The sequence below is a fragment of the Streptomyces lusitanus genome (assembly GCF_042647945.1).
In the GTDB taxonomy this organism is placed as follows: domain Bacteria; phylum Actinomycetota; class Actinomycetes; order Streptomycetales; family Streptomycetaceae; genus Streptomyces; species Streptomyces pseudogriseolus.
In genome coordinates, this window is record NZ_JBHRWL010000010.1 from 1 (window position 1) to 26,674 (window position 26,674).

25 protein-coding genes are annotated in these 26,674 nt (G+C 73.9%); 22 read left to right on the top strand and 3 right to left on the bottom strand.

Features of this window, described 5'->3' with window-relative positions:
• The 4 genes from ACFOSY_RS17565 to ACFOSY_RS17580 all read left to right on the top strand — a co-directional run.
• Positions 1-514: carboxyl transferase domain-containing protein (locus ACFOSY_RS17565; RefSeq protein WP_394307770.1), on the top strand; the 514-nt coding region annotated here is incomplete at its 5' end.
• 13 nt (positions 515-527) lie between these two features.
• Positions 528-1,205 (top strand): ScbR family autoregulator-binding transcription factor, encoded by a 678-nt coding sequence (locus tag ACFOSY_RS17570; protein ID WP_394307771.1) that lies wholly within the window; start codon positions 528-530, stop codon positions 1,203-1,205.
• Between the two features lie 344 nt (positions 1,206-1,549).
• On the top strand, positions 1,550-2,377 hold the full coding sequence (locus ACFOSY_RS17575) for an AfsR/SARP family transcriptional regulator (protein WP_394307772.1): 828 nt from the start codon (positions 1,550-1,552) through the stop codon (positions 2,375-2,377).
• A 795-nt stretch (positions 2,378-3,172) separates the two neighbouring features.
• Positions 3,173-3,994, top strand: a complete 822-nt coding sequence (locus ACFOSY_RS17580; protein WP_394307773.1) for an AfsR/SARP family transcriptional regulator — start codon at positions 3,173-3,175, stop codon at positions 3,992-3,994.
• Between the two features lie 21 nt (positions 3,995-4,015).
• Here the strand turns inward: ACFOSY_RS17580 and ACFOSY_RS17585 are convergent, their stop codons facing one another.
• Complete coding sequence (locus ACFOSY_RS17585; protein WP_394307774.1) at positions 4,016-4,249, bottom strand: DUF6059 family protein; 234 nt, start codon at positions 4,247-4,249, stop codon at positions 4,016-4,018.
• A gap of 446 nt (positions 4,250-4,695) precedes the next feature.
• On the opposite strand from ACFOSY_RS17585, the gene ACFOSY_RS17590 reads away from it, so the two are divergent.
• The 3 genes from ACFOSY_RS17590 (at position 4,696) to ACFOSY_RS17600 (ending at position 8,643) form a co-directional block, all read left to right on the top strand.
• Positions 4,696-5,673 carry an aromatase/cyclase gene (locus ACFOSY_RS17590; RefSeq protein ID WP_394307775.1) on the top strand — a complete coding sequence of 326 codons (978 nt, stop codon included), beginning with the start codon at positions 4,696-4,698 and terminating at the stop codon, positions 5,671-5,673.
• A gap of 92 nt (positions 5,674-5,765) precedes the next feature.
• Positions 5,766-7,577, top strand: coding sequence for an acyl-CoA dehydrogenase (locus tag ACFOSY_RS17595; protein WP_394307776.1), 1,812 nt, complete (start codon positions 5,766-5,768; stop codon positions 7,575-7,577).
• Positions 7,578-7,695: 118 nt separating this feature from the next.
• Positions 7,696-8,643 carry a 4'-phosphopantetheinyl transferase family protein gene (locus ACFOSY_RS17600; protein ID WP_394307777.1) on the top strand — a complete coding sequence of 316 codons (948 nt, stop codon included), beginning with the start codon at positions 7,696-7,698 and terminating at the stop codon, positions 8,641-8,643.
• Positions 8,644-8,670: 27 nt separating this feature from the next.
• Here the strand turns inward: ACFOSY_RS17600 and ACFOSY_RS17605 are convergent, their stop codons facing one another.
• The gene (locus ACFOSY_RS17605; RefSeq protein ID WP_394307778.1) at positions 8,671-9,135 is read right to left on the bottom strand and encodes a nuclear transport factor 2 family protein; all 465 of its coding nucleotides are present in this window, start codon (positions 9,133-9,135) and stop codon (positions 8,671-8,673) included.
• A gap of 165 nt (positions 9,136-9,300) precedes the next feature.
• On the opposite strand from ACFOSY_RS17605, the gene ACFOSY_RS17610 reads away from it, so the two are divergent.
• The 8 genes from ACFOSY_RS17610 to ACFOSY_RS17645 all read left to right on the top strand — a co-directional run bounded on the left by ACFOSY_RS17610 (position 9,301) and on the right by ACFOSY_RS17645 (position 17,203).
• A complete protein-coding gene (locus ACFOSY_RS17610; protein ID WP_394307780.1) occupies positions 9,301-10,785 on the top strand; it encodes an FAD-dependent monooxygenase in 1,485 nt (494 codons plus the stop codon).
• A 45-nt stretch (positions 10,786-10,830) separates the two neighbouring features.
• Positions 10,831-11,526 (top strand): antibiotic biosynthesis monooxygenase family protein, encoded by a 696-nt coding sequence (locus ACFOSY_RS17615; RefSeq protein WP_394307782.1) that lies wholly within the window; start codon positions 10,831-10,833, stop codon positions 11,524-11,526.
• Positions 11,527-11,551: 25 nt separating this feature from the next.
• Positions 11,552-11,881, top strand: coding sequence for a TcmI family type II polyketide cyclase (locus ACFOSY_RS17620; RefSeq protein WP_394307795.1), 330 nt, complete (start codon positions 11,552-11,554; stop codon positions 11,879-11,881).
• A gap of 103 nt (positions 11,882-11,984) precedes the next feature.
• Positions 11,985-12,260, top strand: coding sequence for a phosphopantetheine-binding protein (locus ACFOSY_RS17625; protein WP_394307798.1), 276 nt, complete (start codon positions 11,985-11,987; stop codon positions 12,258-12,260).
• 11 nt (positions 12,261-12,271) lie between these two features.
• A complete protein-coding gene (gene fabG, locus ACFOSY_RS17630) occupies positions 12,272-13,057 on the top strand; it encodes a 3-oxoacyl-ACP reductase FabG (protein ID WP_394307800.1) in 786 nt (261 codons plus the stop codon).
• A gap of 94 nt (positions 13,058-13,151) precedes the next feature.
• A complete protein-coding gene (locus tag ACFOSY_RS17635; protein WP_394307803.1) occupies positions 13,152-14,093 on the top strand; it encodes an aromatase/cyclase in 942 nt (313 codons plus the stop codon).
• 1 nt (position 14,094) lies between these two features.
• Entirely contained in the window at positions 14,095-15,600 is a 1,506-nt protein-coding gene (locus ACFOSY_RS17640) for an FAD-dependent oxidoreductase (RefSeq protein ID WP_394307805.1), read from the top strand.
• A gap of 97 nt (positions 15,601-15,697) precedes the next feature.
• Positions 15,698-17,203: an FAD-dependent monooxygenase gene (locus ACFOSY_RS17645; RefSeq protein ID WP_449343583.1), complete on the top strand. Its 1,506-nt coding sequence runs from the start codon at positions 15,698-15,700 to the stop codon at positions 17,201-17,203.
• Positions 17,204-17,271: 68 nt separating this feature from the next.
• Here the strand turns inward: ACFOSY_RS17645 and ACFOSY_RS17650 are convergent, their stop codons facing one another.
• Complete coding sequence (locus ACFOSY_RS17650) at positions 17,272-18,453, bottom strand: methyltransferase (RefSeq protein ID WP_394307809.1); 1,182 nt, start codon at positions 18,451-18,453, stop codon at positions 17,272-17,274.
• A 218-nt stretch (positions 18,454-18,671) separates the two neighbouring features.
• Between ACFOSY_RS17650 and ACFOSY_RS17655 the strand changes: the two genes are divergently transcribed.
• The 7 genes from ACFOSY_RS17655 (at position 18,672) to ACFOSY_RS17685 (ending at position 26,586) form a co-directional block, all read left to right on the top strand.
• The gene (locus ACFOSY_RS17655; RefSeq protein ID WP_394307811.1) at positions 18,672-19,001 is read left to right on the top strand and encodes an ATP-binding protein; all 330 of its coding nucleotides are present in this window, start codon (positions 18,672-18,674) and stop codon (positions 18,999-19,001) included.
• Positions 18,998-21,001 (top strand): hypothetical protein, encoded by a 2,004-nt coding sequence (locus tag ACFOSY_RS17660; RefSeq protein WP_394307813.1) that lies wholly within the window; start codon positions 18,998-19,000, stop codon positions 20,999-21,001. Before ACFOSY_RS17655 ends, ACFOSY_RS17660 begins: the two co-directional genes overlap by 4 nt.
• Positions 21,002-21,011: 10 nt before the next feature.
• Entirely contained in the window at positions 21,012-22,400 is a 1,389-nt protein-coding gene (locus tag ACFOSY_RS17665) for an amidase (protein ID WP_394307815.1), read from the top strand.
• A 24-nt stretch (positions 22,401-22,424) separates the two neighbouring features.
• A complete protein-coding gene (locus ACFOSY_RS17670; RefSeq protein ID WP_394307818.1) occupies positions 22,425-23,936 on the top strand; it encodes a glutamine synthetase in 1,512 nt (503 codons plus the stop codon).
• 55 nt (positions 23,937-23,991) lie between these two features.
• Positions 23,992-25,278, top strand: a complete 1,287-nt coding sequence (gene purB, locus ACFOSY_RS17675; protein WP_394307820.1) for an adenylosuccinate lyase — start codon at positions 23,992-23,994, stop codon at positions 25,276-25,278.
• The gene (locus ACFOSY_RS17680; protein WP_394307822.1) at positions 25,262-25,666 is read left to right on the top strand and encodes a GNAT family N-acetyltransferase; all 405 of its coding nucleotides are present in this window, start codon (positions 25,262-25,264) and stop codon (positions 25,664-25,666) included. Before purB ends, ACFOSY_RS17680 begins: the two co-directional genes overlap by 17 nt.
• Positions 25,667-25,779: 113 nt before the next feature.
• Positions 25,780-26,586 carry a response regulator transcription factor gene (locus ACFOSY_RS17685; RefSeq protein WP_394307824.1) on the top strand — a complete coding sequence of 269 codons (807 nt, stop codon included), beginning with the start codon at positions 25,780-25,782 and terminating at the stop codon, positions 26,584-26,586.
• Positions 26,587-26,674 lie beyond the last annotated feature (88 nt).

The following is a 26,674-nucleotide window of genomic DNA, read 5'->3' on the forward strand; positions in this document are numbered from 1 at the left end:
CGTGCAGATGTGCGACGCCTTCAACATCCCCATCCTCACCTTCCTGGACGTCCCCGGCTTCCTCCCCGGCGTCGACCAGGAACACGGCGGCATCATCCGCCACGGCGCGAAACTGCTGTACGCCTACTGCAACGCCACCGTGCCGCGGATCTCGCTGATCCTGCGCAAGGCGTACGGCGGCGCGTACATCGTCATGGACTCCCAGTCCATCGGCGCCGACCTCACCTACGCGTGGCCGACGAACGAGATCGCGGTGATGGGCGCGGAAGGCGCCGCCAACGTCATCTTCCGCCGGCAGATCGCCGAGGCCGAGGACCCCGAGGCCATGCGGGCCCGCATGGTCAAGGAGTACAAGTCCGAGCTCATGCACCCCTACTACGCCGCCGAGCGCGGCCTCGTCGATGACGTCATCGACCCCGCCGAGACCCGCCAGGTGCTCATCACTTCCCTGGCGATGCTTCGCACGAAGCACGCCGACCTGCCCTCCCGCAAGCACGGCAACCCCCCGCAGTAATGGAGCACCCTGAATGGTCAAACAGGAACGAGCGCTGCGCACCCGCGAGGCGCTGATCGAATCGGCCGCCACGGTCTTCGACCGGGACGGTTTCAGCGTGGCGTCGCTCGCCGCGATCAGCTCGCTGGCCGGGGTGAGTAACGGAGCGCTCCACTTCCACTTCTCGAGCAAGGCCGGGGTGGCCGACGCGGTGGAGCAGGCCGCGTCGGAACGCCTGGAGCTTCTGGTCGGGGTGCACGGGGAAGCGGTCGGCAACGCCCTCCAGATGCTGGTGGACACCTCGCACCGCCTCGCCCGGGAGCTCGGCGAGGACGTGGTGCTGCGCGCGGGCTTCGAACTGAGCCGTGACCAAGTCCGTCAGGGTGGCCGGGACCTGTACCGCCAGTGGCACGCGTGGGTCGAGGAGGCGCTGAAGCGCGCCGAGGGTGAAGGCGCGCTCAACGGCATCGCTCCCGAGCAGGTGGCCTCCTCGGTGGTGGCGGCCACCACCGGGTTCGAGGTGCTGGGGGCACGGGACCCGGAGTGGCTCTCGCGTCGCACGGTCACGAGGTTCTGGCAGCTGCTGCTGCCTCAACTGGCCACACCCCCCGTGCTGGGGAGCCTCGTGGCGGCCGGCGGTCCGTCCGGTGACCACGCGCGGCGCACGCGGGACGACGGACCGGCTGCACAGGCCGGCGGAGAGGACGACTGACAGCCACGGCGCTGCCCCGGCGCCCGGGCCTCCGCAACGGTGTGAAGGACGTGTGAACGCCTGCCGCGCCTTCCGCCCCTTCGGCATGCCCTCGGCGCCGGAGGGCTCTTCGTCGGCGTTCACAGGCCCCCCGGAGCTCTTCCGGGGGGCCTGGAGCTGCTCCGACCTGCTAGGGGAAGGGGAATCGATGGGGTGCCGTCTTCACCTCCCATTGACAAACCGTCTGTGCTGTTTTTTTATTCTTACTCGAGCAAGAGCCAGGGCACACCCGTCCAGGCTTACGAGCGGCGGTCCCGTGCCATGGGCCCGTACGCATCCGGCACACGACTCAGGGGGAGAAGGCAGTGGACATCGAAGTACTGGGCGCGCTGTCGGTAAGCGAGCACGGCATCTCCGTAACACCGACGGCCCCGAAGCCGAGGCAGGTGCTGGCGCTGCTCGCCCTGCACGCGGACCGGGTGGTCCCGGTCTCCTCCCTGGTCGAAGAGCTCTGGGACGACGAACCGCCGCGCAGCGCCCGCACCACCCTGCAGACCTACGTGCTCCAACTGCGGGAACTCATCGGCGAGGCCCTGGCCCAGGCCGGCGAGAGGGGCGTCACCGCCAAGGACATCCTCGTCACCCTCCCCGGCGGCTACCGCCTGAACACCCGGGGCGGCCGCGTCGACTTCCGCGAGTTCGAGAAGCAGGCAGGGGCGGGCTACCGGGCCATGGACGCCGAGGACTTCGCCGGCGCGGCACGCAGGCTGCGTGAGGCGCTGTCCCTGTGGACCGGCGCCGCGCTCGCCGACGTCACCGCCGGCAGCCGGACCGGCCTCGAGGCCAAGCGCCTGGACGAGGCCCGGCTGTGCGCCCTGGACCAGCGCATCGAGGCCGACCTGCGGCTCGGACGCCACCGGGAGCTGGTGTCCGAACTGACCGTCCTCGTCAACCGGCACCGCCTGCACGAGAGCCTGCACGGCCAGTACATGGTCGCCCTGCACCGGTCCGGGCGCCGCGGCGAGGCACTCAACGCCTACCAGCGGCTGCGCACCACGCTCGTCCGCGAGCTGGGTCTGGAGCCGTCGGCGACGCTTCGCCGGCTGCAGCGCTCCATCCTGCTGGCCACCCCGGAGACCGTGCCGGCCCGCGGCGCGGCGATCGCCGGGCAGGCCGTGGCCCTGGGGAGCTGACCGCCCCACCCCCGGGCTGACCGCGGTCCCACCGGGCCGGCCGACGACCGGACCGCGGACCCATGGCCGGCGCGGCGGAAGGGCGCCTCGCGCTCCTGCGCGCTGGGGACCCGGTCCTGTCCGACCGCACCGCCGCAGGGACGAGGACAGCCCTTCACAGGACGTACGGCAGGCACCGACGGCCCGTCAGCCCCTCGGCCCGCCCGTCATGAAGCCGGGCCGACCGGCCCACAGGTCCCGCCGAGCGGGGCGCCTCCCGCACCTTCAGGCGGCATCTCGTCCGCCGCGGCCGCCACGGCCGCCGGACGCCTCAGCGCGCAGACATCACGGCAGAGCGCGCGGGACTCCGCCGACTCGCGCCCCAAGGCCGTGCACCGCAATTCCGGGGCGGTTCCGTCCGGTGGTCCCATTCCGGTGGGCGGGGGCAGTGAAAGGTGAATCGGAGATTCACCTCGCTCACCGTCCCGGATTCCCCGGTTGAACGGTCAGGCATATTCGATTCCGGCTCCAGTGCGGGTCCAGGAAACTCCGAGTTGACGTCATGCGGCGTCCGCGGATCATTGTTGGCGCCGACGGCTCCTCAGTGACCGGAAAAGGGTATGGCACGAAGGCCGCTCAATGAATCCTCGACAACCTGAGAGGGACGGGTCGCAAAGGGATACGGTGCGCCTCGCGCATCCATCGCGGGAACAAGCATCCGGTCCCCGCGTGGCGCAATATCGACGAATCTCGGCACCGATTTCGCACATTGGAGCGGAAACCGAGCGCAGCCGTTGAGGTACGGGGAGGGAAACCATGAAGATTTGCGTTCTGGGTCCACTGACTGCCGACGTCAACGGGATGTCGATCGTCCCGACCGCGGGCAAGCCGCGCCAGATCCTGGCCCTGCTGGCCCTCTACCCGGGCCGGGTCATGCCCGTGCCCACGCTCATGGAGGAGATCTGGGGCACCGACCTGCCCCAGAGCGCCCTGACCACCCTGCAGACCTACATACTCCAGCTGCGGCGCCGGCTCGGTACCGCCATGGGACCCAGCACCCCCGGCGCCGCGAAGGACGTGCTCGCCACCCGGCACGGCGGATACCTGCTGCAGATACCGGCCGAAGCGGTCGACGTCCACGCGTACGAGAGCCTCGTCGCCGAGGGCCAGCAGGCGTTCGAGAAGGGTGACGACGATTCGGCGGCCCGCGCCTACCGCCGGGCGCTGGACCTGTGGCAGGGACCCGCCCTGGTCGACGTACGCGTCGGGCCGGTGCTGGAGATTGAGGCGATGCGGCTGGAGGAGAGCCGGCTCGTCACCCGGGAACGCCGCATCGACGCCGACCTCAGGCTCGGCCGGCACGCCGAGGTCACCGCCGAACTCATGGACCTGACCGCCCGGCACCCCGAGCACGAGGGGCTGCATTCCCAGGCCATGGTGGCGCTGTACCGCTCCGGCCGGCAGGCCGCCGCGCTCGACGTCTACCACCGGCTGCGCCGCCGCCTGGTCGACGAGCTGGGCGTGGAGCCCTCGCCGCAGCTGCAGCGGCTGCACCAGGCGATGCTCGCCGTCGACCCCCAGCTGGACGTGGTCTGCGGACCGCGCCGCACCTCCACCTTCGACCTGTACGCGGCCTGATTCGCGCCGCCGCCCGGTGGTTCAGTCGGCCGGGTCCAGCTCCCTCAGCAGGGCGCGCTCCAGCGCGGTCAGGGGCACGTCCGGGCGCAGGCGCTCGGGGTGACCGGGCGGGGGCTCGGAAAGCAGCCGGACGGCATCGGTCCGGCCGAACCCGCCCGTCACCTGGAGGCTTCCGAAGGACACCAGGCAATCCCACACGCCGGCCGCCAGGGCGCGTGCGGCGCGCCGCACGCGCCGGACACCGGGAAACGCCATCGCCACTCCTCCGGGCGGGGACCGTCGTAGGACGCCCGCCAGGTTCAATCCGGCCGCTCGTGAAATGCCTGACATCCCCTGGAGCCGGGCGTACGGGCCCTTCCGGACCGCCGGCGGGGCGGCACCCGTAAGCCGGCCCGACCGCCGCCGGACGTGGCGTGCGCGCAGGTGACGTCCCGGCCGCCACGCCCCCTGGACGGCGCCTCCTCCCGGCCGGCGCCGTGCCGGCCCCCGGCCGGTGGCGTCCGGGACGAGCCGGCATCGAGCGGAAGCAGCCCGCGCACCGGCGCGTCACGCCGTCCTGCTGATTCGAGCGACCGTCGAGCGGCGTGCGAGACGTCCTCCACCCGATCGGGACACAGTCCATAACGAGCCTGTACTGGCCGTGCCGGCCGCGGGCGCCCCGTGGCCGGCCTACCGGACGTCCGAGAAGAGGGGTGTGGTGGATGTACCTCGCGCCTGTGCACCGTATGGCCCAGCACGCGGAGGTGGACGCCCCGGCCGGCGTGCTCTACGGCCTGATCGCGGACGCCCTGCGCTGGCCCGTCTTCCTGCCGCCCACGGTCCACGTCGAACAACTGGAGTTCGACGGGGAGTCGGAGCGGCTGAGGATGTGGGTCACCGCCAACGGCGAGATCAGGTCCTGGACCACGCGGCGCGTCCTGGACCCCGTGGCCCACCGCATCGACTTCCGCCAGGAAGTGCTGCCCCGCCCCGTGACCTCCATGGGCGGCAGCTGGACCGTCGAACCGCGCGGCGCCGAACGGTCCCTCGTCACCCTGCGCAACGACTTCGCCGTCACGGGCAACGCGCGCGCGGACGTCGACTGGGTCAAGCGGGCCACCGCCGCCAACACCCGCGCCGCGCTCACCAACCTCCGGCAGCTCGCCGATCGCTGGCGCCGCCTGGACGACCTCGTGCTCTCCTTCGAGGAGTCGGCGCACATCGACGCGGCCGTCGAGCCGGTCTACGCGTTCCTGCACCGCTTCGGCGACCGGGCCGACGCCGTGCCCGGCGCCACCAGGACCGACCTGGCCGAGAGCGCACCCGGCGTACAGCTGATGACCGTGGAACTGCGCGCCGCCGACGGCACCACGCGCACCACCGAATCGGTGCGGATCGGCTTCCCGCACGCGGGACGCATCGTCTACAAGGACATCCGGGACACCGAGCAGCCCGCCCTGCTCGCCGCGCACACCGGGGAATGGTCGGTCGAACCCGACGCCTGGGGCACGGGCGTCACCGTCGTCGCGCGCCACCACGCCGTGCTCGACGAGGAGGGCGTACGGCAGCGGTACGGCGAGGGCGCGCAGGCGGTACGCCTCGCGCGGGAGGCGCTGCGCGCACGGCTCGCCGGGCAGAGCGCCGCCGCGCTGCGGCTGGCCAGGGAGCACGCCGAGGGCGCACCGGCCCGTGGGGCCTGAGCCGCGCGGCCGGCCCGGCCGCCGCACCCCTGCCCATCGCGCTGAAGCCGCCCGTCCGCACCGGCCGGGCGGGCCGACGTTGGAGGTCCCACGTGCATGACAGCCTGACCGCGGACACCGGTGCACCCGGTTCCCCGGCACGGCCCGCCCCCGGCCGCCCCGCCCGGCTCCCCGCCGACGGCGCCGTGCGGGCCAGTTACGTCGAGGACCTGCTCGGCGACCCTCTCGCCGACGACAACCCGCACGGCCAGCGGGCACTGCTCGCCGCCGACGAGCGGCGCGAGGCGCCTGCGGCCACCGAGGAACTGCTCGACCGCTACGGCCTCGCCGCGGAGTTCGTGCCCAGGGAACTGGGCGGACGTCTCGACGGCGTCGAAGGGCTCGCACAGGTGCTGCGGCCGGTGTTCCGGCGGGACGTGGCCCTCGGCTTCGGCGCGGGGATGACCGCCCTGTTCGCCGCGTCCGTGGTGTGGAGCGCCGGCGACGGACGCCAGCGCCGGGACACCGCGCGGCGGCTGCTCGGCGGCGGCCGGATGACGATCCTGCACCGGGAGTTCGCCCACGCCAACGCGATCCTGCGCGGCGAGTACACCGCGCGCCCCGCACCGGGCGGCGGCTACGTCGTCGACGGCCGCAAGGACGTCGTCATCAACGCCGACCGCGCCGACGCCTTCGTCGCCTACGTGCGCACCGCTCCCGGCGACGGGCCCGACAGCCACTCCGCGTTCCTGCTGGAGACCGACCGGCTCCCGGCGCACGCCGTGCACCGGCTGCCGCGCGCCCGCACCCACGGCATGCGCGGCGCCCACTACGCCGGACTCGACCTCGAACAGTGCCCCGTTCCCGCCGACGCCCTGATCGGGGACCTCGGTGAAGGGATCTCCCTGTCCCTGCGCACCTTCCAGGTCAGCCGGTCGCTGGTGTCCGGCGGCGCCCTGGTCGGCGGGATGGACAGCGCGTTGCGCTACGCCGTCCGCGCCGTCAGCGAGTCCCGCCGCGGCCTCGTGCTGCGCGGCCGTCGCGGCCGGGTGCTCGCCGGGGTCTTCGCCGACCTGCTCGCCTGCGACAGCCTCGCCGTCACCGGACTGCGGCTGATCGACCTGGCCCCCGAACACGCCCTCGTCCCCTCGGCCGCCGTCAAGTACGCCGTGTCCGCTCTGCTCCACGAGGACCTCGACGAACTCGCCGCGGTGCTCGGCGCCCGCGGCTACGAGCGTGGGCCCGCCTACGGGGGCTTCCAGAAGCTCGTGCGTGACCTGCCGGTCGCCGGGCTGGGCCACGCCGGGACCGCCGACACCCAGGCCGTGCTCGTCCCCCACCTGCGCACCCTCGCCCACGCCGCCTGGCGTGGCGAGAGCGGACACGAGGCGCCCGCCGCGCTGTTCACCCCCGGCCGCCCGGGCCCCCCGCTCGACTTCCGCCGGCTCGCCGCCGAGCCCTCCGACCCGCAGCGGGGCTGCGACGGTCTGCTCGCCGCGCTGCTCGGCGCCGCGGCCCGGCTCGACGGACGGCGTTCCCGCGGGCCGCGCTGGGCGGCGCTCGCCGACCTGGCCCGCGCCTTCGCCGCGGAGGTGCACAGCCTCGCCGACCGGTGCGCCACGCTCTCCGGGCGCCCGGACTCCGTGGCGCCCGCCGCCTCCTACGTCCTCGTCGACCGGTACTGCCTGCTGCTCGCCGCCGCCGCCTGCCTCGCCGTCTGCGAGAACGCCGGCCACCTCGCCGCGGACGGCGCTCTGCTCGCCGAACCCGACTGGGCACTGCTCGCGCTGAGCCGGTTCGGCCGGCGCCTCGGCCTGGAGGTGCCCGAACTGCCGGAAGGCGTCGTACCGGACCTCGCCGCCGGGCTCGTGGACCGGTACCGGCGCCGGCGCAGCTTCGACCTGTACGGGATGCGGCTCGCGTGAGACCCCACCGCGACAGAAACGATTCGGCGCCTGTGGGGGCGGCCTGGCGCCCGCGGGCGGCCGCCCGGGCCCCCGAGCGGCCGCCGGGCCGCGAGGACGACAGAAGGAGGCGAACGCCATGCACCCCGATGAGCCCACCGACCCGCGCGACGGCGACGCCCGCGACCGGGACGGGACGGGCGCCCGCCTTGCCGCCCCGCACGGTCCGAGCGCCCTCGGCACCGTCGCCACCGCGCACGGCTGCGCCGTCGCGCCGCCCGTGCACATCCCGCGGCCGGACAGCTCCTGGCTCCGGGTCCGGGAGAACCTCCTGGACCGGGGCGCCACCGTCGCGTACGCGACCTGGACCGAGTGGCTGCCCTCGGTGCTCACCACGCCACGCCTGCGGGCCCTGCTCGGACGCGACTGGGACCGCTACGCCGACACCCAGGACCCGGTCGTGCGCTGCCGGTTCGCCGCCTCCCGGCTGCTCATCAAGTACACGGCGGCCGCCGCGCTCGGCATCGACCCCGAGGACATCGACATCGCCTACCGGCTCGGAGGCCGCCCCTACCTGCGCGGACTCGACCAGGTGGAGGTGGGCCTGACGCACACCGGTGAGCTGATGGCCGTGGGCATCAGCCGGATCGGCCGGATGGGCCTGGACGCCGAGCGTGCGGACCGGCGCTTCGACCTCGACCTGATACGGAACCGCATCTGCACGCCCGCGGAGGCCACGGGGCTGGACGCGCTGCCCGCCGACCGGCGGGCGGCCTGCCTGCTGCGTCTGTGGACGCTGAAGGAGGCCTACACCAAGGCTCTCGGGCAGGGCATGCGGCTGCCCTTCACCGAGTTCGGCTTCGACCTCGGCCCCGGCGGCCTGCGCACCCCCGACGGCACCGAGGCCCTCGGCGACGAGTGGGCGTTCGCCACCCACCTGGTGCTGGGCCGCTACCTCATCAGCGCGGCCTGCCACGACGCCGGGCTCGACCCGGCCGGCGACACCTCGGTCGGCACCATGCTGGACCGAAGCCTGCTCACGGCGATGACCCCGCCCGGGCAGGACACCGGGGGAGTGGACATCTGACCCCCGCGGGCCTCGCGGGACGGTGACTCAGGTGCGGGACGGCGGCTCGCCCTCGGTGAAGAGGACGTGGAACGACAGCTCGGTCATGCGCCAGCCGGCCGGAGTCCTGCGGGCCACGCCACGGGCGAGGGTGCCCGCGCGGAACAGGCCCGGCCCCTCACCGCCCGGACGGTGGACGTGCGTGGTCAGCACATGGGCGCGGAACACGGCCACGTCGCCGTCGACGGCCACCACTGGCGGCGAGCCCAGGTGCTGGGTCCGCGCGAACGCCGCGAGGGAGGCGCGGTGCCACTCGGCCAGCCCGGCGCGCCCCGCGTGGCGGCTCATCGGGAAGGTGACGACCGCGTCCTCGGTGAACAGGCTCCGCGCCCATGCGTCGTCGAGTTCCTCGTCGTCGAGCGCGATCAGGTAGCGACCCAGCAGTTCCCCGACCAGAGCGGCGTCGACGGTGTCGGCGGCCGCGGCCGGGACGGCGGAAGGAATGGAAGTCACCGCCCGAGCATGGATCCGGCGCGTCCGCGCGGACCAGGTTCCTGCGGAAGATCTGACATTCCCGACGGAGTTCTGTAACGGATTGCGCGAAGCCTGTACCACATTGTCTTTACCGTTCTCCCGTGACCCGGCAATACTCGTCGAACACCAGTCGGGAGAGGGCAGATGAATACCTTTGACGCGGACGTGCTCATTGTGGGAGCAGGACCCACCGGACTCATGCTCGCGGGCGAGTTGAGTCTCCATGGAGTTTCCGTCCTGATCGTCGACCGGCTTGCCCAGCCGATCAGGGAATCCCGTGCCCTCGGCTTTTCCGCGCGGACGATCGAGGAATTCGCCCAGCGCGGACTCATTTCCCGGCTCGGTGACGTCGACGTCATTCCCTTCGGTCATTTCGGCGGTGTGCCGCTCGACTACCGGGTCGTTCCCGGCGGCTCCTACGGCGCCCGCGGCATCCCCCAGTCCCGCACCGAGGGCATGCTCGCCGGCTGGATCGCCGAGCGCGGTGTCGAGGTGCGCCGCGGCGTCGAGGTCACCGACGTGGCGCAGGACGACGACGGGGTCACCGTCAGCGTCGCCACCGAGGACGGCACCGGCACACTGCGCGCCCGCTACGCCGTCGGCTGCGACGGCGCCCGCAGCGTGGTGCGCACCCGCGCCGGCATCGACTTCCCCGGCACCGCGCCCACCGTCGAGCTGCGCTTCGCCGACATCGCCGGCGTACAGCTGCGCCCCCGCTTCAGCGGGGAGCCGGTGCTCGGCGGCATGGTCATGGTGCTGCCGCTCGGACCCGACCGCGCCCGCGTCATCTACTACGACCGCGCCCAGCCGCTGCGCACCGGCCCGGACCCCATCACCTTCGACGAGGTCGCCGAGGCCTTCCACCGGCTGTCCGGCGAGGACATCAGCGGCGCCACACCGCTGTGGGTGTCCTCCACCACCGACGTCAGCCGCCAGGCCGCCCAGTACCGCAAGGGCCGCGTCTTCGTCGCCGGCGACGCCGCCCACATCCACCTGCCGATCGGCGCCCAGGGCATGAGCGCCGGCATCCAGGACGCCGTCAACCTCGGCTGGAAGCTCGCCCTCCACCTCAACGGCCTGGCCCCCGAGACGCTGCTGGACACGTACCACACCGAACGCCACCCGGTCGGCGCCCGCGTCCTCGCCAACACCCTCGCCCAGCGCACCCTCTACCTCGGCGGCGACGAGGTCGACCCGCTGCGCCAGGTGTTCACCGAGCTGGTGCGGCACGAGGAGGTGCAGCGCCACCTGGTGGGCATGGTGACCGGACTCGACATCCGCCACGACGTCGGCGGCGACCACCCGCTGCTCGGCCGGCGCCTCGCCGACCGGCAGGTCACCCGCGACGGCGTCAAGCAGAGCGTCCTCTCCCTCCTCGGCTCCGGGCGCGGCCTGCTGCTCGACCTGGCCGACAGCGCGGACCTGCGCGCCGCGGCCCGCGGATGGTCCGACCGGGTCGACACCGTCACCGTCCAGGAGTCCGGGGACGACGCCGGCCTGGGCGCCCTCCTGGTCCGCCCCGACGGCTACATCGCCTGGATCGGCGGCCCGCACGACGGCCCCGGCGCCGCGACGAGCGGCATGCCGCTCACCGTCGCGCTCGGCCGCTGGTTCGGCCCGGCCGCCTGACCGGAGCCCTCCCACCGCACGTCCATCTCCGAGAAGCGAGGAACCATGCCGATCATCTCGACCGAGGACAACTACCTGACCGTCCTCAACCTGTTCACCACCGACACCCCCGAGCACCAGGACCAGCTGCTCACCGAGATGGGCAAGATCGTCGACGCGGCGGCCTACGAGGGATGGATCTCCTCCACCGTGCACGCCGGCCAGGACAGCCCCGGCACCGCCAACCTCATCCAGTGGCGCAGCGGCGAGGACCTGGAGAAGCGGTACGCCGGCGAGGAGTTCAAGCACCGCACGCTGCCCGTCTTCCGCGAGATCACCACGGCGATCCGGCTGCTGCAGAACGAGATCGTCTTCACCCAGACCCACCCGGACCTCCAGGGCCGCGTCGAGGTCTCGCCGGACCGCGACGACTACACCGTCATCGAGGTCCTCCGCGTCGCCGAGGCCGACCAGGCCGACCTGATCAAGCTCCTGGGCGAGGACCGGCACTGGCTGGTGGACGTGCCCGGCTACCGCTCGCACTCCGTCTTCAAGGGGCTGCGCGCCATGTTCGTCGAGGGCGCCTTCGCCGTCGTGTACTCGCAGTGGGACAGCAAGGAGAGCTACGACGCCTTCCGCGGCCTGTCCCACGCCGACAAGCCGGAGGCCCGCCGCGCCAACGACGAGCGCATCGCCGAGCTGACGATCGAGAGCGACTCCAACACCTACCGCGTGGTGCACACCCGCGCCGCGGGCGAGTGACCCGCGCACCCCGAGGAGCGAACCTATGCACAGCACGCTGATCGTGGCCCGCATGGCGCCCGGTTCGAGCGCGGACGTCGCCGAGCTCTTCGCCGAGTTCGACGCGACGGACATGCCGCACCGCATGGGCACCCGCCGGCGTCAGCTGTTCGCCTTCAACGGCCTCTACTTCCACCTCCAGGACTTCGACGAGGACAACGGCGGCGAACTGATCCAGCGCGCCAAGGACGACCCGCGCTTCGTACGGATCAGCGACGACCTGAAGCCGTTCATCGAGCCCTACGACCCCGCCACCTGGCGCTCCCCGGCCGACGCCATGGCACAGCGCTTCTACCGGTGGGAGGCGTCCGCCTGAGCAGGGCGGAGCCGCCGTACCGCCGTCACACCGGGGCACCCCGCCCGCGACCCATCACACAGATCAGTGGGGGCACCACCCCCGAGAGCGAAGGAATCACCCCATGGCCAGCAGCCAGTTCACCCTTGAGGACCTCCGGCGGATCCTTCTCGAGGCCGCAGGCGCCGACGAGAACGTCGACCTCGACGGCGACATCCTGGACACCGTGTTCGCGGTGCTGGGCTACGAGTCCATCGCCCTGCTGGAGACCGGCGGCCGCATCGAGCGCGAGTACGGCATCGTCCTGGACGACGACGACCTCAGCGAGGACCTGACGCCGCGTGACCTGATCGACGCCGTCAACGCCCAGCTGGCCGTGTCCGGCGCCCAGGCCGCCTGAGGGAGCACACCATGTCCGACACCACCGGGAGGGTCGCCCTCGTCACCGGCGCGACCAGCGGCATCGGCCTCGAAGCCGCCCGCCTGCTGGCCCGGCAGGGCCACCGGGTGTTCATCGGCGCGCGCAACGCCGACAACGTCGAACGCACCGCCAAGGCGCTGCGTGAGGAGGGCCTTGACGTCGACGGCCGGCCGCTCGACGTCCGCGACACCGACAGCGTCAAGGAGTTCGTGCGCAGTGCCGTCGCCGCGTTCGGCACCGTCGACGTGCTCGTCAACAACGCCGGGCGCTCCGGCGGCGGCGTCACCGCGGACATCACCGACGAGCTGTGGGACGACGTCATCGACACCAACCTCAACAGCGTCTTCCGCATGACCCGCGAGGTGCTGACCACCGGCGGCATGCGGGCCAAGGACCGCGGCCGGATCATCAACATCGCCTCCACCGCGGGCAAGCAGGGCGTCGTCCTCGGCGCCCCCTACTCGGCGTCCAAGCACGGCGTCGTCGGATTCACCAAGGCGCTCGGCAACGAGCTCGCCCCGACCGGCATCACCGTCAACGCCGTCTGCCCCGGCTACGTCGAGACACCGATGGCGCAGCGGGTGCGGCAGGGCTACGCGGACGCCTGGGGCACGACCGAGGACGAGATCCTCCAGAAGTTCCAGGCCAAGATCCCGCTCGGCCGCTACGCCACCCCGCAGGAGGTCGCCGGACTGGTCGGCTACCTGGCCACCGACGCCGCCGCGTCCATCACCTCCCAGGCCCTCAACGTCTGCGGCGGCCTGGGCAACTTCTAGGCCGCGTCCGCCGGCGTCCTTCGAACCCCGCCCGCCCCGCCGGAGCCCCGCTCCCCGACGCCCGCACAGCCGGTACCACCGAGGAGAACCCGTCATGACGACTCGTGAGGTCGAGCACGAGATCACCATCAGCGCGCCCGCCGCCGCCGTGTACCGTCTCCTCGCCGAGGTGACCAACTGGCCGCGCGTCTTCCCGCCCACCATCTACGTCGACCGGGAGGGGACCGGCGCCGGCGAGGAACGCATCCGCATCTGGGCCACCGCCAACGGCGAGCCCAAGACGTGGACCTCCCGCCGCACCCTCGACCCCGAGGCGCTGCGCATCACCTTCCGCCAGGAGGTGCCGGCGCCGCCGGTCGCCGCCATGGGCGGCACCTGGATCGTCGAACCCCTCGACGAGGGCAGCTGCCGCGTCCGGCTCCTGCACGACTACCGCGCCGTCGACGACGACCCGCACGACCTGCTGTGGATCGAGCGGGCCGTCGACCGCAACAGCACCAGCGAACTGGCCGCGCTCAAGGAGAACGTCGAGCGCGTCCACGAGGCCGAGGCGCAGGAGCTGACCTTCTCCTTCACCGACAGCGTGCGCATCGACGGCGCCGCGAAGGACGCCTTCGCCTTCGTCAACGAGGCCGGGCTGTGGACCGAGCGGCTCCCGCACGTGGCGCGCGTGCGCTTCACCGAGGACACCCCCGGCCTGCAGGAACTGGAGATGGACACCCGGGCCAAGGACGGCTCGACGCACACCACCAAGTCCTACCGGGTCGTCCTCGGCCAACACCGCATCGCCTACAAGCAGGTCACCCTGCCGGCGCTGATGACCCTGCACACCGGAGTGTGGACCTTCGAGGAGACCGAGGCGGGCGCCACGGCCAGCTCCCAGCACACCGTCACCCTCAACACCGACAACATCGCCAAGATCCTCGGCCCCGGGGCCACCGTCGCCGACGCCCGCGCCTACGTGCGGAGCGCGCTGAGCACCAACAGCCTCGCCACCCTCGGCCACGCCAAGGAGTACGCGGAGCGGAACCGCTGACATGGCCACCGACCCGCACCAGGACCACCGGCCGGCGCCGACCGGGCCTGCCCGGACGGTCGACACCCAGGTGATCGTCGTCGGCGCGGGCCCGGTCGGCCTGCTCCTCGCCGGTGAACTGGCCCTGCGCGGGATCCAGGTGACACTCGTCGAACGGCGGCACGGCCCCACCACCGAGTCCCGGGCCTCCACCCTGAACGCCCGCACCATGGAAGTGCTGGACAGCCGCGGTCTGCTCGCCGACCTCGGCACCCCGCCGTGCGAGCCGCGCGGCCACTTCGGCGGCATCCCCCTCGACCTGACCCTGCCCGGCCCCTGGCCCGGGCAGTGGAAGGTCCCCCAGACCAAGACCGAGTCGGTGCTGGAGGAATGGGCCCTCGGCCTCGGCGCCGACCTCAGGTGCGGGCACACCCTGCGTGCCGTGGACGACCACGGCACGCACGTCGAGGCCGCCGCCACCGACCGTCACGGCGCCCGCGTCCTGCTGCGCGCCCCCTACCTCGTGGCCTGCGACGGCCAGGACTCCACCGTGCGCGCCCTCACCGGCGCCGACTTCCCCGGCACCCCGGCCGCACGGGAACTGCTGCGCGCCGACGTCGAGGGCCTCGACATCCCCGCCCGGCGCTTCCAGCGGCTCCCCGCCGGCCTCGCCGTCGCCGCCCGCAACCCGGCGGGCGTGACCCGGGTCATGGTGCACGAGTTCGGCGCCGCGGTCCGCGAACGCACCGGCGACCCGCACTACGACGAGGTCGCCGCCGCGTGGAAGCGGGTGACGGGCGAGGACATCACCGGCGGCACACCGGTGTGGGTCAACCGCTTCGACGACGAGAACCGCTGCCTGAGCCGCTACCGGCACGGCCGGATCCTGTTCGCCGGGGACGCCGCCCACCGGCAGATGCCCATCGGCGGACAGGCCCTCAACCTCGGCCTCCAGGACGCCTACAACCTCGGCTGGAAACTCGCCGCCGCCGTCGACGGCACCGCCCCCGCCGGACTCCTCGACAGCTACGACACCGAACGCGCCGCGGTCGGCGCGGCCGTCCTCGGCAACATCCGCGCCCAGGCCCTGCTGCTCCTGGGCGGTCCCGAGGTCGAGCCGCTGCGCACCGTCCTCGCCGAGCTCATCGCCCACGAGGACGTGCGCGCCCACCTCGCCGGGATGATCAGCGGCCTGGCGATCCGGTACGACGTCGGCGGCCCCGGGCACCCGCTGCTCGGCGCCCGCCTGCCGCACACCGTGCTGCGCACCGGCGCCGTCGTGTGCAGCACGGCCGACCTGCTGCGTTCCGGACGCGGACTGCTGCTGGGCGCGGGCGGGCCGCCGCCGCACCTCGACGCCGCCCTGGCCGACCGCGTCGACACGGTCACCGCCGAGACGGCGGCCGGCTCACCGCTGGAGGGCACCCGCGCCGTGCTGGTGCGGCCCGACGGCCACGTCGTCTGGGCGGGCGCCGGGGACGGCGACGGGCTCGCCGAGGCCGCCGCACGCTGGTTCGGCTCCCCCTGAGACACCGCCCGGCCCGCCCCGTCCTCGCCACCCCCCGCCCCACCGAGCACGGACCACCGATGACTGAGAGGGATACGACGACATGCAGGACACCACGATGGACGCCGACGTCATCGTCGTAGGCGCGGGTCCGACCGGACTGATGCTCGCGGGGGAACTCCGCCTGGGCGGGGCCGAGGTGATCGTCCTCGACAAGCTGGCCGAACCCACCGGCCAGTCCCGCGGCCTCGGCTTCACCGCCCGCGCGATGGAGGTGTTCGACCAGCGCGGGATCCTTCCCCGCTTCGGGCAGGGCGAAAGCCTGGAGGTCAGCCCCGTCGGCCACTTCGGCGGCGTCCAGTTCGACTTCACCGCCCTGGAGGGCGCCCACTTCGGCGCCCGCGGCATCCCCCAGAGCCAGACCGAGGCCGTCCTCGCCGAGTGGGCCGCCGGCCTCGGCGCCGACATCCGCCGCGGGCACGAGGTGCTCGCCCTCGCCGAGGGCTTCCGCGACGGCGACCACGCCGAGATCACCGTCGGCACCCCGGACGGCGTACGGCGGATGCGCGCACCGTTCCTCGTCGGCTGCGACGGGGGCAAGAGCACCGTGCGCAAGCTCGCGGGGATCGACTTCCCCGGCACCGAGGCGACCCGCGCCATGTTCCTCGCCGACGTCACCGGCCTCGACCTCAAGCCCCGCTACCTCGGTGAGGCACTGCCCAACGGCATGGTGATGGCCGCCCCCCTCAAGGAGGGCGTGCACCGCATCATCGTCTGCCCGCACGGCGCCGCCGCGCGCAGCGCCGACGACACCGTCACCTTCGAGGAGGTCGCCAAGGCCTGGGAGCACATCACCGGCGAGGACATCAGCGGCGGCGGCGCCGAATGGGTCAGCTTCTTCAGCGACGCCACCCGGCAGGCCGCCGAGTACCGGCGCGGCCGGGTGCTGCTCGCCGGCGATGCCGCCCACATCCACCTGCCCGCCGGCGGCCAGGGCCTGAGCACCGGCGTGCAGGACGCCGCCAACCTCGGCTGGAAGCTCGCCGCCGTCGTCACCGGACGCGCCGGCGACGCCCTCCTGGACACCTACCACGCCGAACGCCACCCGGTGGGCCGCCGCCTGCTGATGAACACCCGCGCCCAGGGCTCGGTCTTCCTCGGCGGCGACCAGGCGGAACCGCTGCGCCGGATCTTCACCGAACTCACCGGCCACGACGTGGTCCGCCGCCACCTCGCGGGCATCGTCTCCCACCTCGACATCCGCTACGACCTCGGCGAGGACGACGACGACTCCGCCCACCCGCTGCTCGGGCGGCGCCTGGCCAGGCTCCCGTTGACCGGGCCCGACGGAGCGACCGACACCTTCCGGCTGCTGCATGCCGGCCGCGGGGTGCTGCTCGACCTGACCGGCGACGCCGGCCTGCGCGAGGCGGCGGCGCCCTGGTCCGGCCGCGTCGACGTCGTCACGGCCACCGCCTCCCCGTCCGACCGCGACGGCGTCCTCGCGGGCCTGGACGCCGTGCTGGTCCGCCCCGACGGGCACGTCGCCTGGACCGCATCGGGCGGCACGGACGGCCTCGGCACCGTCCTCACCCGCTGGTTCGGTGCTCCCGCCGGGGACTGACGGCAACGCGGCAGAGCAGGGGCGCCGCCCGGACCACCGGGCGGCGCCCCTGCTGCGTCCCGGCGCCGCTAGCGGGCGCTCGCCTCCACGACCGAGATCGCGCCCGCGGTCTGCACCACCCGCTCCAGCCGGAAACCTGCCTCGGCCAGCAGCCGTGCGTACTGCCCGGCCGTGCGCTCCTTGCCGCCCACGAGCAGCATCAGCCACAGGTCGACGAGCTTCGAGGCGTGCGGGGCGTTCGGCTTGTCCGGCACGACCATCTCCATCAGCAGCAGCCGCCCGCCGGGCCGCATCGCGGCGCGCACGTTGCGCAGGATCCGCAGGGCCTTCTCCTCGGGCCAGTCGTGCACGATGTGCTTGAGGACGTAGGCGTCGCCGCCCTCGGGCACCGGCCCGAACAGGTCGGCGGCCACCACCTCGCAGCGGTCGGCGACCCGCTGCTCTTCCAGGTACTGCGCCGCGCCGTTCTCGGCCACCCGCGGGTCGGCGAGGATCCCCCGCACCCCCGGCGACTTCCGCAGGATGCCCGCGAGCAGTTCGCCGCGCCCGGCGCAGAAGTCCACGACCGTGCCGAACCGCGAGAAGTCGTACGCGGCCAGGACCGGCTCGGTCTCGGTGGCGGACATGGCGCCCATGCCCTTGAAGAACACCTGGCCGTACTCCGGCTTCGCCTCCAGGAACTCGAAGGCCGTCATGCCGCGCAGCTTGGGCAGGGACGGCTCGCCGGAGCGCACCGCGTCGACGAAGTGCGACCAGTCCTCCCAGTGGACCGGGTGCCCCATGAGCACCGCGATGCCGCGCATCGACATCGGCGCGTCCTCCAGCAGCGCCTCCGCCATCGGGGTCAGGGCGAAGCTGCCGTCCTTGCGCTCGGCGAAGACGCCGTTCGCGGCGAGCAGTCGCAGCAGCCGGTGCAGCGTCTCCGGGTGGGCCCCGACCTGCTCGGCGAGCCGCGCGACAGGCAGCGGGCCGTCGCGGAGCGCCTCGGCCACGCGCAGCTCCGCGGCGGCGTAGAGGGCCTGGCTGAGCATGGCGCCCTGGACCATCTCGAGCAGCGAGAAGGGCGCGGGGGCCAGCTTGCGCACGAGTCCGAGCAGAGCGTGGCGCACACCCTCGACGATCCGGACCACACGGGCGGGCGGCAGCGGCATGGGTTCCTCCGTGGTGGGCGGCGGGCGGCCGAGCGGTCCGTCCGCGGCGGGCAGGTCGGCGCGTCCCCGGCCGGCGGCCGCCGGACAGCGCCCGGACACCGAGACTCCGGCGGCGCAGACGGGCCGCGCTCGCGGGCGGCTGGAGTCGCCCCCGTGCCGCACCGGCCGCAGGACGCGCGGCGCCAGGGCCCGCCGGGACGCGCCCGGACTCCAGTTGGTCCCCACCCGCGCTCCGGGGGCAGTCGAGACGGCCCGGTGACGATCGGGACCGTCCGTCTCGGCCGTGGCCGAGAAGAGTCCCGGAGGGGGCCGATCCCGTGAAGAAGCTCGCGTCGTCCGCCGCGCTGTCGGAGCGCGCCGATCGCATCACACGGCGCGCCCGCGCCGACAACTGGAAGAAGCCGCCGAGGCGCATCGAACCGTCCGAGTGCATCACCTGCGGCAACTGCCTGCGTTCCTGTCCCGGGGAGTTCGGCGCGATCTTCGACCACGGCCTGGACGTGGTGATCGTCCCCGAGCTGTGCTCGGGCTGCCCCAGCTGTGTCCTGGAGTGCCCGGTCGACTGCATCTACGTCGACGAGGACTGGACCCCCACCGGCGACGCGATGTGGAACCACATCGAACTCACCGCCGAGGGCGCCGCATGAAGGACTCCGGAAGGCGCCAGGAATCCCGTCGCGCCGAACACGCCCGGAAGCGGATCAGCCGCCGCCCCAGCCGGCTCGGCATCCCCGCCGGGACCACCGCCGAACCGGACCACGTCGCCGCACCCGACGCCGGGTTCCCCGGCCTCCTCCAGCGCGTCTGGCGGCGCGCGGGCGGGACCCGGGACCTGCGCTCGGCCCTCGAGGTGCTGCTCACCCTCGACGGGCACGTCCCGCGCGACGTCCAGCTGCGTGCCCTGAACACCGCCGAGCAGGCCGCCCTGGTGGCGCTGGCCGGACTGACCTGGCGCGACGCCGGCGACGGCGCCGACGGGCCGGCCGCCGTGCCCGGGACCGGCACGGCGACCGCGGAGACCGGCCCCCGGCCCTCCGCGCCGGCCGTGTCCGCCGTGCCGTCCGCGTCCGCCGAACCGCCCGCGTTCCGTGGCGAGATCGCCCTCAGCACCAGCGGCCGTATCGTCCTGCGCACGCCCGGCGCCCCGCCGCTGGACCCGCGCGACCTGGTCGCCGGCGTCCGCCGCGTGCCGTGGAGCCGCGCCGTCCTCGACGCCTACCGGCGCGCACTCGACGCCGCCCGCGCCCGGCAGGCCGCCTCCGCCGCCGACTGCCGCGCCTGGCTCGCCGAGCAGGGCCCCGAGGGCCGGGACGCGCTGGTCACGCAGGCCAGGGAAGCGGCCCTGCGCACCGCCCCGTTCGTCCTCTACCAGGAGGACACCCAGTACACGAACTTCCGCGGCCGCAACACCCTGACCGGCAAGACGCTGTGGCCCGGTCACCCCGACTGCGCCCTCAGCGCCCTGCACGGCCTCCCGCTGGACCTCTGGACGGACCAGGACACCCAGCTCGTCGTCTGCCTCACGCTGCTCATCCGCTCGGCCGGCTTCGGCCGCGTCGAGGAGGCCAACGGCACCCAGCTGACCGTCGATCACGTCGCGTACACCCTGGAGCGGGTGCGGCGCGCCTACAACGCCGTGTGCGGGGCCGACCCGGTGCCCGCCGCCTCGCCCCGCGTCGCCGACCTCGACCGGCTCGCGGCCGCGCTGCGCGCGCGCCGCCAGGACGTCGCCCGCAGCGCCCAGCTGTACCGGGAGATCCACGGGGCCCTCATGCACAAGGTGGAACGCGTGGCCGGCGCGCCCGGACCGCAGGCGCGGGCCCGCGAGGACGCCGTCGCCGAACACCTGCGGACCCGCCTGCCGTTGACCGGCGCCACCCTCGCCGACCTCGGCCGGGACCTGGCCGCCGAGCCGGGCTGGCTCGCCCGGCCGCACGGCGCCTTCGGCACCGGCCTGGAGTCCCTGGTGTACGAGAGCGTCGCCGCGACCGCCACGGCCTTCGGCGCCGACTTCGCCATGAGCCGCGGCATGCGCTCCCTGCCCGCCCTGGTGCGCGCGCTGCGCGGGGAGAACTGGGCCGAGATCTGCGACTGGGACATCACCCGCTTCTTCTGCTGCGTGGTGCCGCGCCCGGAGGCCGCCGCCCACTTCGGCGGCTCCGAGGCCGCCCTCGCCGACGCCGCCTGGGCGATGTCCTCACGGATGCAGTACAACTCCTGGCACTTCGTCGCCGGCAATCTCCCCCGGGTGCCCGAGGTCGTGGCCCGCGACCACTTCGTGCCGCCCGTCATCCCCGACCTCGCGTACTTCTCCGACCAGCACCACCACGGGCACGTCAACAACAACGTGCGGTTCTCGATCCGCTCCCCGCAGGCCGTCGAGGTCGACGGGCGCCGGTTCGACGGGTTCATGGACCTGCGGCTGCTGCGCTGCGCCGGCGACCCGTTCGGCGAACAGGACCTGCTCGCCGCCCACCGGGTGTCGGCGTTCATCGCCCGCGCCACCTCGCTCGCCGCCGCCCTCGTCGCCGCCGGCACCGAACTCGAGGTCACCGCGTTCGACTCCGGCTGGCACTGGACGGCCGTCACGGGCCGGGGACCCGCCGACTCGGACCTCCTGGCCGGCCAGGGCCGCCGGGCGTCCTGAGGGGAGACCGATGACCGCCCACGGCATCAGCCGCACCAGGGAACTGCTGCGGCGGGGCGAGCTGTCCGCCGTCGAGCACACGACCGCCGTCCTGACCGCCGCCCGCGAGCAGGACACGCTCGACGCGTACGTCGCCGTCGCGGGCGAGGAGGCGCTGCGCGCCGCCGAACTGGCCGACCGGCGGATCCGCGAGGGCGGCCCCGACATCTGGCGGACCCTGCCGCTGCTCGGCGTCACCGTCTCCGTGAAGGACCTGCTGCAGACCCGCGACCTGCCCACCGCCCGCGGCTCGCTGCTGCCCAACGACCGGCCCCGGGCGGACGCGCCCGCCGTGGCCCGGCTGCGCGCCGCCGGAGCCGTCGTGGTCGGCAAGACCGCCACCTCCGAGTACGGCTGGAGCGCCTCGACGGTCAGCCGGGTCGGCCCGCCCGCCCGCAACCCCTACGACCCCCGCCTGAGCGCGGGCGGCTCCAGCGGCGGAGCCGCCGCCGCGGTCGCCACGGGCCTGTGCGACGGCTCCCTGGGCACCGACGGCGCCGGATCGATCCGCATCCCGGCCGCGTTCTGCGGCGTCGTCGGCTACAAGCCGTCCCTGGGGCGCATCCCGTACGTCCCCAACAGCGCCGACCGGCTCGCCCACCAGGGCCCTCTCGCCCGCACCGTCGCCGACGCCGCGCTGCTCGCCCAGGTCATGGCGGGCCCGCACCCGGGCGACCCGGACTCCGGCCTCGGCTCTCTCGACGCGCCGCGCACCCGCCGGGCCCTGCGGATCGGCTGGATCGAGTACGAGGGCACCGCCGAGGAGGTCCGCCGGGTGACCGGGCAGGCCCGGCTCGCGCTGCTGGGCCAGGGCCACCTGGTCGAGGACGTCGAGCCGTACCGCACCGACCCCTACCCCGCGCTCGTCGACCTCCTCGCCGCCTGCGAGGCCGCCGGGGCCCGCCCCGAGCACGACGAGTGGGCCGACCCCGGCCGCCTCGAGATCGTCCGCCACGGGCGCACCCTCAGCGGCGCCGACGTGATCCGCGCCGAGGAGGTCCGCCAGGAGCTGCGCACCGGCCTGCGCGCCCTCATGGACCGCTACGACGTCCTCGCCATGGCCACCGTGCCCGTCGAGCCGTTCGCCGCCGACGCCATCGGCCCGGCCTGGGCGGCCGACCCCCGCGACCTGCGGTGGCTGGCCTGGGCGCCCGCCGCGTACCCGTTCAACATGACCGGGCAGCCGGCCCTGTCGCTGCCCGCCGGGCTCACCCGCTCCGGCCTGCCCGTGGGCCTGCAACTGGTCGGCCCCGTCGGCGCGGACGACCTGGTCCTCACGCTCGCCGCGCGCCTGGAACCGGACCTCGCCACCCCGGCGCCCGCCCCGGCACGGGCCCTGGAGCCCGCGGCCGCCCGCTGACGCACGCCCTGGAAAGGACACCCCATGTATGCCAGGTCATGGTCCTCGCCCGCCGCGGAGGGAAGCGTCGGGCGGCCGTCGTTCGTCGCCGACCACGGGCTGTGGGACGAAGCCCGGACCGCCGCCGCCGAGCGGGTCGAGGCGAGCCTCGCCGACCTCGACCTCGTACGCCTCGTCTTCGGCGACCCGCACGGACTGGTCCGCTCCAAGACCCTCACCGCCGAGGCGTTCCGCACCGTCCTGCGCAACGGCATGAACTTCAGCCCCGGCCCGTTCGTCTTCGACACCGGGCACGCCGTCGCCGTCGACTTCCTCGGCGATCACGGCATCGGCGTCGACGAGATCGCCGGCGCCGGGAACTTCATCCTCGTCCCCGACCCCCTCACCTTCCAGCCGCTGCCCGGCGGTGACGCCCGCACCGCCTGGGTGATCGGCGACGAGTACCTGCGCGACGGCACCCCCCACCCGCTGTCCTCCCGGGCCGTGCTGCGCCGCGTCGTCGACCGGTACGCCGGGCACGGCCTCGCCCCCGTCCTCGGCCTGGAGGTCGAGTGGTACCTCACCCGGCGCCTGGACGACGAGCCCGGCAACAGCGGCAACGGCTTCGGCCTGCAGGGCAGGGCGCCGCGCGTGGCGGCCCTGAACGCCGGCTACCAGTTCAACCTCGACGCCCACTACGACACTGCCGCGCCCCTGACCGATCCGCTCGCCCTGCACCTGCTCGCCCTGGGCCTGCCCCTGCGGTCGATGGAGCACGAGTCCGGGCCCGGCCAGATCGAGACGACGTTCAGCCCGATGACCGCGCTGGACACCGCCGACGCGATGCTGCTGTTCCGCACGGTCACCAAGAGCTGGTGCGCCCGCCGCGGCCACCACGCCTCCTTCATGTCGCTGCCGCTCCTCGACGCCGCCGACCCCAGCGGCTGGCACCTCAACCAGTCGGTCACCGACGTCGCCACGGGCGGCAACCTGTTCGGCACCGAGGGCCCCTCCGGGGGACTGTCCCCGCAGGGCAAGGCGTACGCCGAGGGGCTGCTGTCGTGGGCCCGCGAGCTGTTCCTGCTCTCGGTGCCCACCGTCAACGGCTACCGGCGGCTGTCCGCAGAGCACTCCCTCGCACCCACGCGCCTCGGCTGGAGCCAGGAGGACCGCAGCGCGATGCTCCGCGTCGTCGGCCACGGCGCCGGGGCGCACATCGAGAACCGGATCGGCGAACCCTGCGCCAACCCGTACCTGAACATCGCCGCCCAGCTGTTCGCGGGACTGGAGGGCCTGACCGCGCAGACCCCGCCGGCCGGCACCGGTGACCCCGCCGGGGCCGGCGGGGCGGACCTGGTGCCGCAGCAGCTGCGCGAGGCCCTCGACGCCTTCCGCGCGGGCCGTGCCGCCCGGCTGCTCGGCGAACCGCTCGCCGCCTGCCTGGCCAAGCTCAAGGAGAGCGAGCTGCGCCGCTACGAGGCCGCGTGCGTGCAGGCGCCCCCCTCCCCGGGCCAGGTCACCGAGTGGGAACAGCGCGAGTACTTCGGCGCCTACTGACCACGGCCGAGCCCCCCGCCCCCTGCCGTTCCCCTCCCGACGAAGGCGGCCCGCCATGATTCCCCGTTACACACTGCCGGAGATGGCCTCGCTCTTCTCCGACCGGACCCGCTACGCCACCTGGGTGCGCGTGGAGATCCTCGCCTCCGAGGCGCAGGCCGCCCTCGGCCGCGTACCCCACGAGGCGGTGGAGGACATGCGCCGCGCCCGCGTCCCCGACCCGGAGCGGGTCGCCGAGATCGAGCGCGAACGCGACCACGAGGTGCTCTCCTTCCTCGCCGCCTACTGCGAGGACATCCCCGACGCGTCCGCACGCTGGGTGCACCTCGGCATGACCAGCTACGACCTCGTCGACACCGCGCTCGGCCACACCCTCGCGCGCGCCACCGACCTGCTCACCGGCGCCGCCCGGCGGCTGCGCCGCGTGCTGACCGGACGCGCCCTGGAGCACTGGGACACCGCGATGGTGGGCCGCACCCACGGCATGCACGCCGAGCCCACCACCTTCGGGCACAAACTCGCCGGACACGCCTTCGCCGTGGACCGCTCGCTGCGCCGGCTCGAAGCCGCCCGCGAGGCCGTCGCCGTCGGCACCGTCTCCGGCTCCGTCGGCACCTACGCGCTGATCGACCCCCGGGTGGAGGAGCACGTCTGCTCCGCCCTCGGCCTCGCCGCCGAGCCCGCGCCCAGCCAGGTCGTCGCCCGCGACCGGCACGCCCAGCTCCTGCAGGCCGTGGCCGTCCTGGGCGCCTGTGTGGAGCAGATCGCCCTGGAACTGCGGCTGCTGCAGCGCACCGAGGTCCGCGAGGTCGAGGAGGCGCGCACCAGCGCCTACCAGGGCTCCAGCGCCATGCCGCACAAGCGCAACCCCACCACCAGCGAACGCCTGTGCGGCCTGGCGCGCCTGCTGCGCGGCTACGCCGACACCGCGCTGGAGAACGTGGCGCTCTGGCACGAACGCGACCTCGCCCACCAGTCCGTGGAGCGGGTGATCCTGCCGGACAGCCTCAGCGTCGGCCACTTCCAGGTGACCAAGGCCGCCGAGCTGGTGGCCTCGCTCACCGTGGACGCCGACCGGATGCGCGCGCACATCGACCAGACCGACGGCCTTGTCTACAGTTCCTCGGTCCTCGCCGGACTCCTCGGCGACGGCATGGAACGCGAACACGCCTACCGCAGCGTGCAGGCCGCGGCCAACCACACTCTGGCGACGGGCGAGCACTTCGGCGCGTCCCTGGCCAAGCAGGGCATCGAGCCGGCCGGCCTCGGACCCGAGCGCTTCCTCACCCACCACGATGTGATCCGCACCCGATTGGAGAAGCTGCATGAGCTGGAAGATTGACCGCGTCGACGGCGCCGCGCTCGACCTGGACGAGGTCCTCGGCGTCTACCACGCCTCGGGCCTCGGCGAGCGGCGCCCGGTCGGGGACCGCGAGCGGTTCGCGGCCATGGTCGAGAACGCCAACCTCGTGCTCGTCGCCCGCGACGACGAGGGCGTGCTGCTCGGCATCGTGCGCGCCGTCTCCGACTTCTCCTACGTCACCTACGTCTCGGACATCGCGGTCGTGCGGGACCACCAGCGCTCCGGCATCGGCCGCGCCCTGATCGACGCCACGCGCGGCGAGGCCCCGGACGCCAAGCTCGTGCTGCTGTCCGCGCCCGCGGCCGTCGACTACTACCCGCACATCGGGTTCACCCGCCACGAGTCGGCCTGGGTGCTCAACCCGTAGGGGGCGTCCCGCCGGGGGCAGCCGGGGCTGTACCGGGGCTCGACCGCCCTTGCCTAGATTCACGGGCAGGGCGGGACCCGGACCCGCGCACAGCACCGCACCCCCGGGGAGGCATGACCGTGACTTCGGCACAGGCGCTGCTCGACACCCGCCCGCCCGCCGGCCCCGCTCCCGCCGTCGGCCGTGCCCCGGCCGCCCCCCGGCCCGCCGGGGAGCGGGACACCGCGGCCGCCGGCCGCGGAGCCGCGGTCTCGATGCCCTCGGGCCGCCGGGTCCTCGTCGTCGACGCCGACACCGCCTGCGCCGAATCCCTCGTCACCCAGCTGCGCCGGCACGGACACGACGCCTTCGGCGTCCGCCGCGGCGAGGCTGCGCTGCGCGCCCACGAGGACGCCGATCTCGTTCTGCTGGACCTCGAGCTGCCCGACCTGGACGGCCTGGAGATCTGCCGCGCCATCCGCTCCGTCAGCCGGGTGCCCGTCATCATCGTCACCGCCCGCGCCTCCGAACTGGACTGCGTCCTCGGCCTCCAGGCGGGCGCCGACGACTACGTCGCCAAGCCCTACGGCCTGCGCGAGCTGATGGCCCGCATCGAGGCCGTGATGCGGCGCGCCGAGTGGCAGCCGGCCGCGGCCCGCGAGATCCGGCACGGCCGTCTGCACATCGATGTGGGCTCCCGTGAGGTCCTGGTCGGCGGCGAGGAAGTCGCCCTGACCCGCAAGGAGTTCGATCTCCTGTGCCTGCTGGCCTCGCACCCGGACACCGTCATCCCGCGCAAGCAGCTCCTGCAGCAGGTCTGGGGTGACTCCTGGTCCCGCCGCACCGTCGACACCCATGTCAGCAGCCTGCGCGGCAAGCTGGGCGACAGCGGCTGGATCGTGACGGTCCGCGGCGTCGGCTTCATGCTCGGCAACGCCTGAGCTCACGACACGTCCCCTCCTGCGCACGTCTGTGCCGCCGTCGCCGGCGCCGCCGGCCGGTCCGGCCTGCCCGGCGTGTGCTCCTGGA